This window comes from Dactylosporangium sp. CS-047395, from assembly GCF_050942185.1.
In the GTDB taxonomy this organism is placed as follows: Bacteria; Actinomycetota; Actinomycetes; order Mycobacteriales; family Micromonosporaceae; genus Dactylosporangium.
On record NZ_CP192015.1, the window covers coordinates 7,289,587 to 7,304,756 of the forward strand.

The window sequence follows — 15,170 nt, forward strand, 5'->3', positions numbered from 1 at the left end:
GCATGGGTGAGATCCTGGCTTGGGCGCTCAGTCCTGACGGTCGACATCTCGCGGTGGGCACCGACCCCGGCGACGACTACTACGGCGGTGGCGAACTGCAGGTGTGGGAGCTCGCCACCGGGCACCGGATCAACGTGCTGCGCGGGATTCCGGGCGGGATCAGTTTCATCAGCGACCGGGAGATGCCGGGGCGGCTGCGCTGGCATCCCGCCGGGAAGCTGGTCGGGGCGGTGTTCGACACGAACCGGGTCGGGCTGTTCGATCCGTTCGGGCACAGTGCGCACCCGCTGGGCGCGCTCGATCTGACCGACGGGTGGGGGCGCGGGCCGGGCTGGTGCTTCAGTCCCGCCGGGAACCAGATCGCGGTCTCGTGCTACACCGACACGACGATCCCGCTGTTCGTGGCGAGTGTGTACACCACCGGGTTCGGGAAGGTGCGCACGCTCGGGCCGCGGAGTCCGGGGGCCCTGGTGGTGCCGCTCGAGGAGCTCGACTGGAGCACCGACCTGCGGCGGATCGCGGGGTTCGGGCAGGAGGTGCACGTCATCGACATGGAGACCGAGGAGCTGACGACCACCTCGTGGACCGCGCCGGCGGCGTTCGCGCCGGACGGGCGGACGCTGGCCCGGGTCGACGGGTCGTTGCTCTCGATCGGCGACGCCGTCACCGTCGACCTGCTGGGCGCGGCGGCGATGAGCGTGCACTGGAGCCCGGACGGGCGGCGGCTCGCGGTGCTCACCGACGTCGGGGCGGTCGTGCTGGAGGCGAGCGGGCGGCAGGTGCGCGAGATCGCGGGGACGCCGGTCGTCGCCGGGGCGGCGTTCGACGCCGGCGGGGAGCGGCTGGCGCTGCTCATCGACGGGCGGCTGCAGGTGTGGGGTCCGGGCGGGCGGGTGTTCGACGCCGCGGCCGGGCCGGAGACGGTCGGCGTGGAGATCGCCGGCCCGGCGGTGGTCGGGATCGGCCCGGAGGAACTGCGGTTTCACTTAATTGGCGACTTACTTTAACTATTAGGGTTCTTTACCTTGTGCGGGGCGTCATCGATGCACGATGATGCGACAGAGCGGATCCGCCCATCCCTCTCACCCTCACCCGAAGGAACCCCCAACCGTGCGCAGAAAGCTGGGGCTGGCCGCGCTTGCCCTCCTGACGCTGCTGGGGGTGGGCCTCGCGATCCGGCCCGCCCTTGCCGCCACCCCGTTCAAGGTGCTCGCGTTCTACAACGGCACCTGGGACGCCGCCCACATCGACTTCGACAAAGAGGCGAAGACGTGGTTCCCCGCCCAGGGTGCCGCCAACGGCTTCACCTGGGAGGCCACCACCGACTGGAGCCGGCTCAACACCGGCAGCCTCGCGCAGTACAAGGTGATCATGTTCCTGGACGACGCGCCGCCCGCCGCCCAGCGGGCCGCGTTCCAGCAGTACATGCAGAACGGCGGGGCCTGGATGGGCTTCCACGTCAGCGCGTTCACGACCGACCCAGGCTCGTGGAGCTGGTACTACAACACGTTCCTGGGCTCGGGGGCGTTCCAGACGAACACGTGGGGCCCGACGCGCATCACGTACAAGGTCGAGGACCGCAACCACCCCTCGACCGCCGGGCTGCCGGCGACGTTCACGTCCGCGGTGTCCGAGTGGTACTCGTGGAGCAACGACCTGCGGCAGAACCCGAACATCGACATCCTCGCCTCGGTCGATCAGAGCAGCTTCCCGGTCGGCACCGACCCGAACCAGTCCTGGTACAGCGGGTACTACCCGATCCTGTGGACCAACCGGAACTACAAGATGCTCTACGCCAACTTCGGCCACAACGGCATGAACTACGACACCAACACGCGCACCTCCTCGACGTTCGAGAGCGCGAACCAGAACCGCTGGATCCTGCAGGGCATCCAGTGGCTCGCCGGGCAGACGTCGACGCCGCCCACCTCGACCCCGCCGACCACCGGCTCGCCGAGTCCGACGCCGACGGGCGGGCCGCTCCAGCCGGGCACGTACTACTCGCTGGTGAACAAGACCAGCGGCAAGTGCGTCGACGCGCGGGCGGCGGGCACGGCGAACGGCACGGCGATCCAGCAGTACACCTGCAACGGCACCAACGCGCAGCACTACCGGTTCCAGGCCACCGACTCCGGCTACTACCGGGTCGACAACCAGGGCAACCCGGCCCAGTCGCTCGACGTCACCGGCAAGTCGACCGCGGACAACGCGCCGATCCAGCTGTGGGCGTACAGCAACGGCACCAACCAGCAGTGGCAGCCGGTCGCCGAGGGCGGCGGCTACTACCACCTCGTCAACCGGGCCACGGGCAAGTGCCTGGACACGCCGGGCGCCTCGACGGCCGACAGCGTGCAGCTGGTGCAGTACGCCTGCAACGGTACCGGCGCGCAGTCCTTCCGCCTCGGGTAAGCGCTTTCCTGCTGTAAGTTTCACGATCCCGGGACCGTCGCGCACGGTCCCGGGATCGACGACTTTCGAAACACTTCGCTCCGGGTCTACCGTCCGCCGAAACGTCGCGGACGACGAAACGGTCCCGGAAGAGGAGCGCGAAGTGCGAAGAGCAGTGGCCGCCTCGGCGGCGATCCTGGCGGCCGGTGCCGGAGCCGTCGCGGCGATGCACATCGCCAGCGCGGCGGCGGCCGGGTGCCGCGTGCAGTACACCGTGACGAACCAATGGCAGGGTGGCTTCGGCGCGAACGTCGACATCACCAACCTCGGCGACGCCATCAGCGGCTGGAACCTCACGTGGACGTTCGCGAGCGGCCAGTCGGTGACGCAGGCCTGGAACGCGACCGTCACCCAGAGCGGCACGGCGGTGCGGGCGGCCGACGCGGGGTACAACGCGGCCATCGGCACGAACGCGACCGTGTCGTTCGGCTTCAACGGCGCGTTCACCTCGTCGAACCCGGTGCCGTCGGCCTTCTCCCTCAACGGCGTGGCGTGCACGGGGGGCACGACGACGCCGACCTCATCGCCGCCGGTGACGACGTCGCCGCCCCCGTCCGGAGAGAACGGCCGGCAGCTGGAGAAGCTCGACCGCGGCCTGATCTCGGTGCGCTCCGGCAGCGGCAACCTGGTGTCGTGGCGGCTGCTGGGCACGGAGGCGTACGACACGTCCTTCAACGTGTACCGCGCCGGGACCCGGATCGCGTCGGTCACCAACTCGACGAACTACCTCGACAGCGGGGCGGCCGCCGACGCCTCGTACACGGTGCGCGCGGTCGTCGGCGGCACCGAGCAGGCGGCCTCCCCGGCGTCGCTGCGCTTCACCGGCGGCGCGTACCTCGACGTGCCGATCCAGAGCCCCGGCTCGATCTACTCGGCCAACGACGCGTCCGTGGGCGACCTGGACGGCGACGGGCAGTACGAGATCGTCCTGAAGTGGGACCCCTCCGACGCCAAGGACAACTCCCAGTCGGGCGTGACCAGCAACGTGTACGTGGACGCCTACAAGCTCAACGGGACCAGGCTGTGGCGGATCAACCTGGGCCGCAACATCCGCGCGGGCGCGCACTACACGCAGTTCCAGGTGTACGACTACGACGGTGACGGCAAGGCCGAGGTCGCCATGAAGACGGCCGACGCCACCGTCGACGGCACCGGCCGGGTCATCGGCGACTCGGGCGCGGACTACCGCAACTCCTCCGGCTACGTGCTGTCCGGCCCGGAGTACCTCACCATGTTCAACGGCCAGACCGGCGCCGCCATGTCCACGGTGAACTACGACCCGCCGCGCGGCACGGTCTCCAGCTGGGGCGACTCCTACGGCAACCGGGTCGACCGCTTCCTGGCCGGCACCGCCTACCTCGACGGCAAGCGCCCTTCACTGATCATGGCCCGGGGGTACTACACGCGCTCGGTCATCGCCGCCTGGGACTTCCGCAACGGTGCCCTGACCAAGCGCTGGACGTTCGACAGCAACGCCTCCGGCAACAGCTCCTACGCGGGCCAGGGCAACCACCAGCTGGCCGTCGCCGACGTCGATCAGGACGGCAAGGACGAGATCGTGTACGGCGCGATGGCCGTCGACGACACCGGCACCCGCCTGTGGAACACCGGCAACGGCCACGGCGACGCCATGCACGTGGGCGACCTGGACCCGTCCCGCCCCGGCCTCGAGGAGTTCAAGGTCGACGAGGACGGCTCGAAGCCGTCGAGCTGGATGGCCGACGCGCGCACCGGCCAGGTGCTGTGGACCACCCCGGCCAACGGCGACAACGGCCGCGGCGTGTCCGACGACATCTGGTCCGGCAGCCCCGGCGCCGAGTCCTGGTCGGCGGCGGCGGACGGGGTGCGCTCCCCGTCGGGCTCGGTGGTCTCCTCGCGCAAGCCCGGCTCGACGAACTTCGTCATCTGGTGGGACGCCGACACCACGCGCGAGCTGCTGGACGGCACGCACATCGACAAGTACGGCACGGGCGGCGACACCCGCCTGCTGACCGGCGCCGACGTGCACTCCAACAACGGCACGAAGTCCACCCCGTCACTGTCGGCCGACCTCTTCGGCGACTGGCGCGAGGAGGTCGTGTGGCCGACGTCGAGCAACACGGCGCTGCGCATCTACAGCACGACGAACCAGACCACGACGAAGTTGTACACCCTGATGCACGACTGCCAGTACCGCGAGGCCATCGCCTGGCAGAACACCGCCTACAACCAGCCGCCGCACCCGTCCTACTTCATCGGCTCGGGGATGGCCACGCCCAAGCAACCGGTCATCTACGTCCGATAGCCGCATTCCGGGGCACCCTGCTCGCAAGGTAGGGTGCCCCGGTGACCGCGGACCCGATCAGGATCGATATCCCGGCCGGTTGGCTGCTCTCGGCCGACCCCGTCGAGCCCGACCTGGCCGGCACCGTCACACCCGATCCGCAGCACCCGCGCCTGCTCTTCGACGCCACCGTCACCGGCAGCGCTCTCGCCGCCGCCCTGCGCGAGCTGCCGCCGGCGGCCCGGGCCACGGTCCAGGTCGCCGCGTTCGCGGCCGGCCGCGGCGCCGGCCGGATCGTCGCCGCCCAGGCCGCGGCCGACCTCGGCGAGCCGGTCACGCTCGTCAACGGCCTGCCCTTCGACACCGGCGTCTACGCCCTCGACGCCGAGCTGCGCCCCGTCTGGGCCGAGCCGGCCCGGCTGCTGCGCTGCCGGCCGGACGGCCGCGAAGAGGTGGTGGCGTCCGACCCGCCGCGGGCCGGGCTGCCGGCGGTCGACCCGGTCACCTACGCGATCGAGGGCGGCTGGCTGATCCGCGTCTCCGGCAACGGCCTGCACGCGATGCCGGCCGAGGCCCGCACCGAACCGGCGGCGTACGAGCCGGGGCCGGACGGGCGGTACCGGGTCGTGGTGGGCACGCCGGGCCGGCCCATCGACGACGCGGTGTGGCCGGCCCTCTCGGGGATCTTCATCGCCGCGCTGACCGGCCTGCCGGGCGAGGTCGCCCTCGAGGTGGCCGGCGAGCCGACGAAGTGGGGCCGGTCCGCGGCGGCCAAGCTCGCCGAGCGCCACCCCGGCGCCGGGCTCGGCCCGGCTGGCGAGGAGCCGGACCCGCCGCTCAGCGAACCGAGCCGCCGGCGCCCGGGCCGCCTGCTGATCGGCGCGGCGGCGGTCGTCGTCGCCCTCGGGGCCGGTGCGGTCGCGGCCGCCTGGCCGCACGACTCCGGCGGGAACGGGCCGGCCGGCGCGCCCGCGAACGGCTACACCGGGCCGGGCCTCGCCCCCGAAGCGTCCGGCTCGGCGGCGGGCGCGCGCAACCAGGCCTCGGCCCGGGCCAGCCGCTCGTCGGTCCGCCCCAGCGGCTCGGCCTCCGGCCCGCCCGCCCCGCCGCCCACGTCCGACGGCGGCACCAGCCCGAGCCCGCAGGCGCTCAACCTCAACGTGTTCAACCTGGCCGCCGGGCGGGTCACCCGCGACAGCGGCCACGCCGACCCCTACGGCTCCGGCAACATCGCCGACGCCGACCCCGGCACCTACTGGGAGGGCCGCGGCAACGCGTTCCCGGCGTGGGTGCAGGTCGACCTCGGCGCCGCGGCCGCGCCGCGCCGGGCGGTGCTGCGGCTGCCCCCGTCGGACGCGTGGCCGGCCCGGACCCAGCGGGTCGAGGTGCAGGCCAGCAACGACGACAAGACGTTCACGACCGTCGCGGGCGCGGCGACGTACACCTTCGACCCCGCCTCGGGGCAGCGGGTGACGGTCGCGCTGCCGGGGACGTCGTGGCGGTACATCCGCGTGGTCTTCACCGCCAACTCGGTCCAGGCGGCCGGGCAGCTGTCGGGCCTGGAGCTGTACCTGGCCTGAGGACGGGTCCGGCCGGTCGCGCGGATCGCACGACCGGCCGGGAATTCCCCCCTGTTACGCGCAGGTGGCACCGTTGAGCTTGACCCCGGACGGGGCCGGGCTGGACGGGCCGTTGGCGGTGAAGCCGATGGTGACCGAGGCGCCGGCGGCCAGGGACGGGGCCCAGCTCGGGGCCGCGGCCGTGAACGTGGTGCCGGACTGGGTGACGGTGGCGTTCCAGCCGCTCTGCAGCGTCACGCCGGACGCGACGGTGAACGTGGCCGTCCACGGGTTGACGGCCGCGGTGCCGGTGTTCTTCACCGTCACGCTGGCCTGGTAGCCGCCCTGCCAGGCGTTGTCAATCTTCACCGTGGCGGTGCAGCCGCCCGTCGGGTTCGGCGACTGCGACGCCGAGCGGGACGGGGAGGCCGAGACCGACGCCGACGCCGAGCCGGTCGGGCCCGTGCCGCCGCCGACTGGCGGGATGAGGTACGGCTGCAGGATCGACTGCTTCTGCTGGTTGACCGTCTTCCAGTCGTCGCCGACGATGCCGCCCGTGTCGCCCGAGTTCGGGTTCCACGACCAGTAGGTGAAGTTCATGCCCGTGACGCCGGTGCCCATGTACGCCATGAGCTTCTGCAGCCACACCACGTCCTGCGGGTTCTGCAGGGTGCTGCCGAACTCGCCCACCAGTACCGGAGCGATGTTCTGCTTCTGCAGGTAACCCCAGAACTGGTCCCAGATGCCGGGGAGGTTGTTCGGGAAGTTCGGGTCGTCGAACCAGGTCTGGTGGTAGACGGAGTTGCCGTACTCGTGTGCGGAGTACACGAGCTTGTTGGGCTTGTTGAGGCGGACCGGGAACTCGCCCGCCTTGGACAGGTTGCCGCCCCACCAGCCGCACGGCTCGTCGGGGATGTTGTCCCAGGCGTTGGCGTTGCCGCCGCTGGTGCAGCTGACGCCCTCGACGACGATGAGCCAGTTGGGGTTGGCCTCGAGGATCGCGTTGCCGGCCCGCTCGGCGGCCAGGCGCCAGTCGCGGTTCACGTCGCCGCAGCCCCAGCAGGAGCCGGTGCCGTTCGGGTCCGTACCGTCCGCGTGCGGCTCGTTGTGCAGGTCCGCCCCGACGACCGTCGTGTTGCCGGCGTAGTGCCGGGCCAGCATCTGCCAGTTGCTGATCCAGGTCGCCTCGGGGGTGGCCGGCACGTACCAGAGGGCGCTCTGCCCGGCGGAGGTCGGGCGGTGCCGGTCGAGCAGGATGCGCATGCCCTTGCTGCCGGCGTAGTCGACGACCTTGTCCAGGATCTGCAGCGGGGTCAGGCCGACGAGGTCGGGGTTGCTGTACCCGTCGACGCTGTTGGCCTGCGCGCCCGGCTTGAGCGCGTCCTCGGAGAACGGCACCCGGATGGTGTTGTAGCCCAGGCTCGCCATCTGGTCGATGTGGTCCTTCCAGGGCCGCGCCCACAGGCCGTGGAAGGTCTTGTTGTCGGTCTCCATGCCGAACCAGTTGAGGCCGGTCAGGCGCACCTTGGCCCCGGTGGCGTCGACGAGCTGCGCGCCCTGGGTGCTCAGGTACCCCGATCCGGTGCCGCCGGTGGCCGCCGACGCCGTGCTGTTCAGGCTCATCACGGCGACTGCGCCGACGACGGCCAAGCTGCTGGCCGCGACGGCGGCCCAGAGTCTCCTCATGCCGAAGTTCTATTGAGACACGTCACATTCCGCACAGCCGGGCGCCGCGAACGAACGCATTTGCGCAGCTCAGCACGGTACAAGAGGCGGAAACTTACACCGCCGGAAGCGCCGCCAGCAGCTTGTTGTGCGCGTCGAGGATCCGCGTGGCGGTGGCCTTGGTGGCGGGGTCGGCGCCGGCGGTGCCCTCCGACGTGGCGATCCTGGTCGTGCCGGTCAGATGATCGCGGAGCACGGCGACGGCCGCGGCCAGACGCTTGTCGGCGGGCGCGTTGCGGATGGCCGCGAGGTCGTCCTCGAGCACCATGCCGGGCAGGTCGTGCCCGGCGTGCTCGCCCGGGTTCTCGACGCCGCCGCCGTCGGTGAGCGCCTTGCGCAGCGCGACCAGCTCCTCGCGGTGCCCGGGCCCGGCCGGGCCGACCACCCCGGCGAGCGCGGTGTCGTCCTTGAGCAGCTCGAACAGCGGCAGCGCACTGTTGTCGAGCGAGATCATCAGCTGCAGGTAGGCGAGGTCGGTGCCGTTGAGGGAGCTGGACGGCTGGGCCTGGACCGCGGGCGCTTTCGGCTCGTGCGCGGGGCGCGCCCACAGCACCACGACCGCGAGGGCGGCGACGAGCACCACGACCACAGCCAGGATGCGGCGCCAGAGGTCCCGCTTGGCGACCTCGTCCTCACGTTCGGCGACGACCTCGTCGGGCGCCGGCTCCGTCGACAGGGCCACGCTCGCACCGTTGATGGGGTCCTCGCCATCCAGGGTCACAGGATCGACGGTAAATCCCAGGCCGGGGCCGTTTCTATTAGCTGCGCATTAAGTTGTCCCGATGATTTTCAGCGAGCGCGAATAACGCTTTTAAAGCGGATTTCAGGAATGATCGCCCCGCAGGGCATCGACGGGCGGCCCTGCGCGAGACTGGGCCCGTGAAGCGGCTCCTGCACGTCCCGTTCGTGCTCGTCTTCGCCGCGCTGCTGGGCTTCGGCTCCTACGCGCTCGGATTTCGGTTGCTGGCCAACAATTTCTCGGTCGCGCTCGGGGCCGCGTTCGTCGGCGGGGTCGTGCTCACCGCGGCCCTCGGCGGCCTCACGAGCCGGCCGGGCGCGGTCCTGCTCGCCCTGCCGCTGGCCATCGTCGCGCTGACCACCTCCGTGTACGCGGCGGGCATCCACCACATGCACACGCTGCCCCGGATGACGCTGGTGGTCGCGGAGCAGCACTGCACCCACGAGCACTACGACACCGACGCCGGCGGCCAGGTGTGCGACCACCGCGCCTACACGTTCCGCGACACGCTGGGCCAGACGACGGCGTGGCGGCTGGCCGAGCGCGACCAGCAGGAGGACTTCCGTTCCGCCGGAGAGGCCGTCCAGGTGTACCGCACCGCGGCACCCGACGAGATCCGCTGGTGGCCGACGGCGATGGTCGAGCCCGAGTCGGGCGTCCTGCTCGCCGCCCGCGTCACGGTCCCGCTACTGCTCCTCTACACCCTCGCGCTCGCCGTGCTGGGCGCCATCGGCGACGCCGCCACCACACATCGCTTCCGCCAACATATGGCGAGCTAGGGACCCGGTGCGGTGTTGAGGGGGTGTGGGTGGAGCTTGCTCCCCCACTGCTGTTCAGGACATCGCACGGTAGCCAACAGTGCCAGACAGACCGTCCGCTAGTTACCAATGCGGGTGACCTCGCCGTGCGGGCCGCCCTGCCACCACAGGCAGTCGACGAGGAAGGCCGCGCTGCCGTTGCCCGACACGAACTGGACGACCAGGCGGCTGGGTTCGGTCTGTGCCTGCGACACCGAGTAGCCGTCCCGCGGCGTGGCGGTGACGAGCGAGACCACCTCGGCCCGGATGCGGATCACGGCGTCGCCGCCGTCGGAGCGGAACGACTTGAGGTACACGTCGACGCCGTCCGGCCCGGTCGTCACCGTCCAGCCGTCGACCATCCGCGGGGCCGGGGCGGTGGTGCGCTGCGTCGGCGGGGCCTGCGAGGTGCGCGTGGTGCCCGGGGTGCTCGGGTGCGTGAACGCCGAGCTGGGGTCCTCGATGACGATGGTGCTGGGCGTGGTCGCCGGGGCGGACGGGGGCGGGAGGGTCTGCGTCACGGCCTGCCGCCCGCCGCGCCCGTCGTCGGCCGCGACCGGGATCGAGTCCTGCGGCACGGCGGTGCGCAGCACGGGTCGCAGGGCCAGCGACGCCACGCCGATGCTCGCCGTCGTCGCAAGACACCACAGCAGCACCGGTACCGCGCCCCGCTCAACTCCCACCGCCGCATTGTTGCACGCCACCTCGCTCGTCCACCCGGCCCGAAGGGCGCTACGGTGTCCGCCATGCCGCTCATCCTGCTGGTCGAGGACGACGTCGCCGTCTCCGGCGCCCTGTCCCGGGCCCTGACCGACGCCGGCCACGTCGTGCGCCCCGTCGGCAACGCCGGTTCGGCGCTGCGGGTCATCGCCACCGACCCGCCGGACCTGGTCATCCTGGACCTGGGCCTGCCCGACATGGACGGCCTCGACGTGCTGCGGATGCTGCGCGGGATCTCCAACGCGCCGGTGATCGTGGCCACCGCCCGCCGCTCCGAGCGCGACATCATCCGCCTGCTCGACGCGGGCGCCGACGACTACGTGACCAAGCCGTTCTCGAGCGCCCAGATGTCGGCCCGGATCAATGCCGTCCTGCGCCGCGGGCAGGGCACCCCGGGCCAGGCCCAGCCCCCGGCCGGCGTCACCGTCGGCGGCCTGCACGTCAACCCGCAGCAGCGCTCGGCGACGCTGGACGGGCGGCCGCTGCAGCTGACGAAGAAGGAGTTCGACCTCCTCGCGTACCTCGCGCAGCGGGCCGGCCGCGTGGTGAGCCGCCGCGAGCTGCTGACCGAGGTGTGGCAGCGCCCGGACAGCTCCGGCGAGGACCAGACCATCGACGTGCACGTCTCCTGGCTGCGCCGCAAGCTCGGGGAGAGCGCGACGCAGCCGAAGTACCTGCGCACGTTCCGCGGGGTCGGGGTGATGCTCGTCGACCCGGCGCAGCCGCCGGCATGAGATCGGCGTTGATGCGCCTGTCCTTCGCGATCACCACGATGATCGCGCTGGCGTTCCTGGTGCCGCTGGCGTATGTGACCAAGCAGATCGCCCACGACCGCGCCCTGGCCGAGGCCCGCTACCAGGCCGACGCGATGGTCGCCGCGCTGGCCTCGGCCCCCGGCGACCAGTCCGGCGCCCTGGTGCGCGCGGTGGCCACGGTGCCGGCGGGGCAGTCGGGGCGGCTGGCGGTACACCTGGTGGGCGAACCCACGGTCGGCACGAGCCACGCCCTGCCGGCCGACGTCGACCGGGCCGTGCACCAGCGCCGCTCACTGACCGTGAACGCCCCGGGCGGTGTCGCCTATCTGCAGACCGTCGTCCTCGACGGCGACCGGACCGCGGTCGTCGAGGTCTACGTCTCCGACGGCGAACTGACCGAGGGCGTCAGCGCGGCCTGGCTGGCCCTGGCGGGCCTGGCGGTCGTGCTCGTGGCGGGTTCGACGCTGGTGGCCGACCGCCTGGGCGCCCAGATCGTGCGCGCGACCCGCAAGCTCGCCGAGGGCGCCCGCGCGTTCGGCGACGGCGACCTGCACGCCCGGGTCGAGCCGGAGGGCCCCCCGGAGCTCAAGGACGCCGCGCGCAGTTTCAACCGGATGGCCGTACAGATGGTCGCCTTCGCCGACGCCGAACGCGAACTGGCCGCCGACCTCTCCCACCGCCTGCGGACCCCGCTGACCGCCCTGCGCCTGGACGCCGACGCGATGCCCCCGGGCCCGATCGGCGAGCGCATGCGCCAGGCCTTCGACGCCCTCGACGACGAGATCGAGCAGATCATCACCCAGGCCCGCCGCTCGGCCGCCGACCGCCAGCCCGAGACCACGGACCTCGTCGAGGTCGTGGCCGACCGCCTGGCCTTCTGGTCGGTCCTGGCCGAGGACCAGAACCGCCCCTGGCGCGTCACGGGCGGCCAAGAACCGGTCTACGTCCCGGTCTCGGAGGCCGACCTCATCTCCGCCGTAGACTGCCTGCTGGGCAACGTCTTCCAGCACACCGGCGAGGGTACGGCCTTCGAGGTCCACGTCTCCGCCCGCGGCCTGTTCGTCGACGACGCGGGCCCCGGCATCGCCGACCCCCAGGGCGCCCTGCGCCGCGGCACAAGCGGCGCCGGCTCAACAGGCCTGGGCCTGGACATCGTCCGCCGCGTCGCCGAGTCCGCCGGCGGCCACCTGATCATCGAACGCAGCCGAGCCTTGCGCGGCGCCCGGATCGCCATCGAGCTCGACCCCCTCACGCCCGACCAACCGCCCCCACGCCCGGCCCGCCGCATCGTCCGGTGAGCGACCGTCAGAGGCGCAGGCCGTAACGCGCCCGAACCTCGGGCGGCAGCGGCGCGACGGGCTCCTCGACGCCCGCCAGCACCTCCTCGGCCGACTCCGGGAGCCGCCAGCTCAGCACCTGGCCGTCGCTCAACGCACAGTCGAGCCGCCGCCCGCCGTCGAGCCACCGCAGGTCGGCGGCCGCGGAGTAGAGAACCTTGTCCCGATGAGCCAGATCGAACACGGCCATCGGCGCTCCGTCGGACGCCCGCCAGACCCGGACGAACCGGCCGTTCGACGCAGCGGCGACGAGGTGACCGGCGGGCTGCCACGCGAGCAGGCGGACCGCGCGTGGGTCGCCTTCACATACGGCGACCGTCGTGCCACTGCGCGCGTCCACGATCTCGACACGTCCGGACTTGGTGCCGATCGCGAGGAGATCCCCGCTCGACCAGGCGAGCCTGCACACGCCGGACGGGCCGATGCCCCGGCCCGTCCTCCCGTCGGCGGTGTCGACGATCTGCGTGCCCCCGAACGGCTGCGGTGCGATGGCGAGGCGACCACCGCCGGGCGCGAAGTCCGCCGACCACGACTCGCCGGTCCGCATCTCGACAGTGCGCACGCGATTCCAGTTCTCGGTCTCGAGCAGCTCCAATGTCGCCTGGCTGATGCGCATCAGCAGCGATCCGTCCGGTGACCACAGGACGCCTTGCACATCCGGATGGAGACCTTCACGCCGGCCGAGCACCGCGCCGCCGATCGGGTCCACGACCACGAGACCTTGGTCGTCCGCCACCACCAACCGGTCACCGTGGGGCGACCAGGCTGCGTGGGGCTGAGCGTAGGAGCGGCCGGAAACGGGCATCGGCCGGACCACAGTGCCGGTGTCGAGGTCCACGGCGGCGATGCCACCGTCGACGAAGACGACGACGCGGCGGAGGTCCGGGGACCACAGGGCGGACCTCAGGTCCAGCCGCTGGAGCGCCGTCCAACTGCTCGACGGCAGCTGCACCAGGCCGGCCATGTCAGGGCCGATGACGGCAATCTGATCGGCGGCGATGACGATCGGCGACTTCGCATGGGATCTCGAGTACCAGCGCATGGATCGGTCGTACGAGGACCGCCACGGCACGGTTTCACGGCGGACGGGCACATCGCCCCCGGCGTCGAAGAACAGCAGCTCCTCCTGGTCGCCGGCGAGGACGGCGTGGACCAGCAACGTATACGGCGCCGGCGGCCAGGCCACGCCGACCACCTCCCGCAGGAGGTCGACACCGGCCAGCTCGATGCGCCGGAGACAGGCGCCGTTCGTGGCGTCCCAAACCCGGAGGTCATAGGGATCGGAGGTGCGGGCCGTGGCCAGGGCCGAGCTGTCAGGCGACCACGCAAAGGCCGAGAACCGGGCCTGGTCGACGGTGATCGTCGTGCGGAGCGAACCATCCGCCGCATTGATGATCGCGATGGACTCCCGGCCCGCGACGGCGATCGACTGCGAGTCCGGCGACCCCGCCCCTTCACCGCCAGCAGCCGCCCGTCGTGGCTCAGCAACGCCTCGTCGCCAAGCGGGACGAGATCGCATCGGAGCAGGCGGCCCTGTGGGGACCAACGGGTCAGCGTGCCGGACTTGCTGGCCACGACCAGGTCGGTGCCGTCCCAGGCGACGCTGCGGATCTGGTCGAAGTACGGTGCCGCGGCCGGGTCGACCTCGGGCTGGGTTGTCAGCGACCACACGGTGAGCAGGGCCGGTCCCGCGGGTCGGCGTCGAGCTCGGTCACGGCCGCGCGGGCGAGCGCGACGGCCTGGTCGCGATCCGCGTCGCACAGCTGCTGGGCCCCGGCGGCCGCCGCGGCGGCGCGGAACGCACCGGTGCGCCGCTCGTACGCGTCCGACTCGGTGATCATGGCCGCCAGGTGGGCCGAGGCGCCGAGGCGGTCCGCGGTCGTGGTGGCCTCGCGCAGGGCGGCACCGCGCAGGAGGAGGTCGGCCGGGCGGCCGGTGTCGGACCAGCGGGCCGCCGTCGACTCCAGGTCCGCTCGGGCGCGCAGCAGCTCCGCGTGCCCGGCGGCCAGGGCCACCAGGTGGTCCCAGCGGCGCAGAAGGACCTCGTGGACCGGGACCAGGGACTGCCCGGCGTTGGCGTCGATCACGAGGCGGTCGTCGCGCAGGTCGGCCGCGACCGCCCGTTCGGCGTCGCCCAGTTCGCGGACCGTCGCCGCGCGCAGGGTCAGCCGGTGGCCGTCCCAGGCGGTCAGCCGCAGCAGCAGCGCGTCGACCGCGGCCGCGCCGTGGCGCTCCGCGGCGGCCCGGTAGACCTCGTCGGCGTGCCGGGCCAGGGAGCCCCTCGCCCGCGGCCGCGTCGGCGAACAGCTCCTCGGCCTGGTCGATTGCGAGGACCAGCATTGGCCGGCGGCGGACCTGGCGGAGTGCGGCAAGCAGGCGGTCCGGCTCCGGCCGCCCGGCCACGGCCTCCTGCCGCAGCGCCGCCGCCAGCTCAGCCAGGTCGGTGCGCTCCCTGCCGGCGGCGTCGATGAGGGCCGCCGCCAGGCCGTTGAACGGATCGGCGCCCGGGCGGATCGGGCCGATGACCGTTCCGGTGCGGGCGAGCCGCGGCAGCATGCCGGCCTGCAGCAGCGAGGACTTGCCGACGCCCGACGGGTCCGTGAGCGGCACGGTACGCCGGGCCGCAGACCCCGGCGGGCCGTCGAGGCGGGCCAGGCAGGCGGCGATGTCGTCGTCGCGGCCGAGGTACACGGTGGTGCGGTCGGCCGCGTACGCCTCGAGGCCGGGGAACGGGCTCTCGTCGCGGCGCCACACGACCCAGGACCGCGCCCAGGAACAGTGAGGCGAGATCCAGCGATTCCGGCGAATCGGTGCGCACCCGCCCATG

At 72.4% G+C, this 15,170-nt stretch carries 12 protein-coding genes and 1 pseudogene; 7 read left to right on the forward strand and 6 right to left on the reverse strand.

The window, feature by feature from the left end; genetic code table 11:
* The first annotated feature begins 2 nt into the window (after nucleotides 1-2).
* The 4 genes from ACQP00_RS34360 to ACQP00_RS34375 all read left to right on the forward strand — a co-directional run bounded on the left by ACQP00_RS34360 (nucleotide 3) and on the right by ACQP00_RS34375 (nucleotide 6,291).
* Nucleotides 3-1,007, forward strand: a complete 1,005-nt coding sequence (locus tag ACQP00_RS34360; RefSeq protein WP_433203568.1) for a WD40 repeat domain-containing protein — start codon at nucleotides 3-5, stop codon at nucleotides 1,005-1,007.
* A gap of 103 nt (nucleotides 1,008-1,110) precedes the next feature.
* The gene (locus ACQP00_RS34365; protein ID WP_433203571.1) at nucleotides 1,111-2,409 is read left to right on the forward strand and encodes an RICIN domain-containing protein; all 1,299 of its coding nucleotides are present in this window, start codon (nucleotides 1,111-1,113) and stop codon (nucleotides 2,407-2,409) included.
* A 205-nt stretch (nucleotides 2,410-2,614) separates the two neighbouring features.
* On the forward strand, nucleotides 2,615-4,732 hold the full coding sequence (locus tag ACQP00_RS34370; protein ID WP_433224095.1) for a cellulose binding domain-containing protein: 2,118 nt from the start codon (nucleotides 2,615-2,617) through the stop codon (nucleotides 4,730-4,732).
* 41 nt (nucleotides 4,733-4,773) lie between these two features.
* Nucleotides 4,774-6,291 (forward strand): discoidin domain-containing protein, encoded by a 1,518-nt coding sequence (locus ACQP00_RS34375; RefSeq protein ID WP_433203574.1) that lies wholly within the window; start codon nucleotides 4,774-4,776, stop codon nucleotides 6,289-6,291.
* A gap of 54 nt (nucleotides 6,292-6,345) precedes the next feature.
* Here ACQP00_RS34375 and ACQP00_RS34380 read toward each other — a convergent pair whose 3' ends face one another.
* Together ACQP00_RS34380 and ACQP00_RS34385 are read right to left on the reverse strand one after the other, a co-directional pair.
* Nucleotides 6,346-7,956 (reverse strand): cellulase family glycosylhydrolase, encoded by a 1,611-nt coding sequence (locus ACQP00_RS34380; protein WP_433203577.1) that lies wholly within the window; start codon nucleotides 7,954-7,956, stop codon nucleotides 6,346-6,348.
* 94 nt (nucleotides 7,957-8,050) lie between these two features.
* Nucleotides 8,051-8,716: a hypothetical protein gene (locus ACQP00_RS34385; RefSeq protein WP_433203580.1), complete on the reverse strand. Its 666-nt coding sequence runs from the start codon at nucleotides 8,714-8,716 to the stop codon at nucleotides 8,051-8,053.
* 158 nt (nucleotides 8,717-8,874) lie between these two features.
* Between ACQP00_RS34385 and ACQP00_RS34390 the strand changes: the two genes are divergently transcribed.
* Nucleotides 8,875-9,513: a hypothetical protein gene (locus ACQP00_RS34390; protein WP_433203583.1), complete on the forward strand. Its 639-nt coding sequence runs from the start codon at nucleotides 8,875-8,877 to the stop codon at nucleotides 9,511-9,513.
* A gap of 98 nt (nucleotides 9,514-9,611) precedes the next feature.
* Here ACQP00_RS34390 and ACQP00_RS34395 read toward each other — a convergent pair whose 3' ends face one another.
* Nucleotides 9,612-10,214 (reverse strand): DNA mismatch repair protein MutL, encoded by a 603-nt coding sequence (locus ACQP00_RS34395; protein ID WP_433203586.1) that lies wholly within the window; start codon nucleotides 10,212-10,214, stop codon nucleotides 9,612-9,614.
* A 63-nt stretch (nucleotides 10,215-10,277) separates the two neighbouring features.
* On the opposite strand from ACQP00_RS34395, the gene ACQP00_RS34400 reads away from it, so the two are divergent.
* Together ACQP00_RS34400 and ACQP00_RS34405 are read left to right on the forward strand one after the other, a co-directional pair.
* Nucleotides 10,278-10,985 carry a response regulator transcription factor gene (locus ACQP00_RS34400; protein WP_433044083.1) on the forward strand — a complete coding sequence of 236 codons (708 nt, stop codon included), beginning with the start codon at nucleotides 10,278-10,280 and terminating at the stop codon, nucleotides 10,983-10,985.
* Complete coding sequence (locus ACQP00_RS34405; RefSeq protein ID WP_433203588.1) at nucleotides 10,982-12,304, forward strand: HAMP domain-containing protein; 1,323 nt, start codon at nucleotides 10,982-10,984, stop codon at nucleotides 12,302-12,304. Before ACQP00_RS34400 ends, ACQP00_RS34405 begins: the two co-directional genes overlap by 4 nt.
* Nucleotides 12,305-12,311: 7 nt before the next feature.
* On the opposite strand, the gene ACQP00_RS34410 is transcribed toward ACQP00_RS34405, so the two are convergent.
* The 3 genes and pseudogenes from ACQP00_RS34410 to ACQP00_RS34420 all read right to left on the reverse strand — a co-directional run.
* Nucleotides 12,312-14,012, reverse strand: a complete 1,701-nt coding sequence (locus ACQP00_RS34410; RefSeq protein ID WP_433203591.1) for a WD40 repeat domain-containing protein — start codon at nucleotides 14,010-14,012, stop codon at nucleotides 12,312-12,314.
* Nucleotides 14,002-14,715 (reverse strand): hypothetical protein, encoded by a 714-nt coding sequence (locus tag ACQP00_RS34415; RefSeq protein WP_433203594.1) that lies wholly within the window; start codon nucleotides 14,713-14,715, stop codon nucleotides 14,002-14,004. Before ACQP00_RS34415 ends, ACQP00_RS34410 begins: the two co-directional genes overlap by 11 nt.
* A pseudogene (locus tag ACQP00_RS34420) lies at nucleotides 14,696-15,169 on the reverse strand (hypothetical protein); the annotation flags it as partial. The pseudogene ACQP00_RS34420 and the gene ACQP00_RS34415, both read right to left, overlap by 20 nt.
* Nucleotide 15,170: the final 1 nt, after the last annotated feature.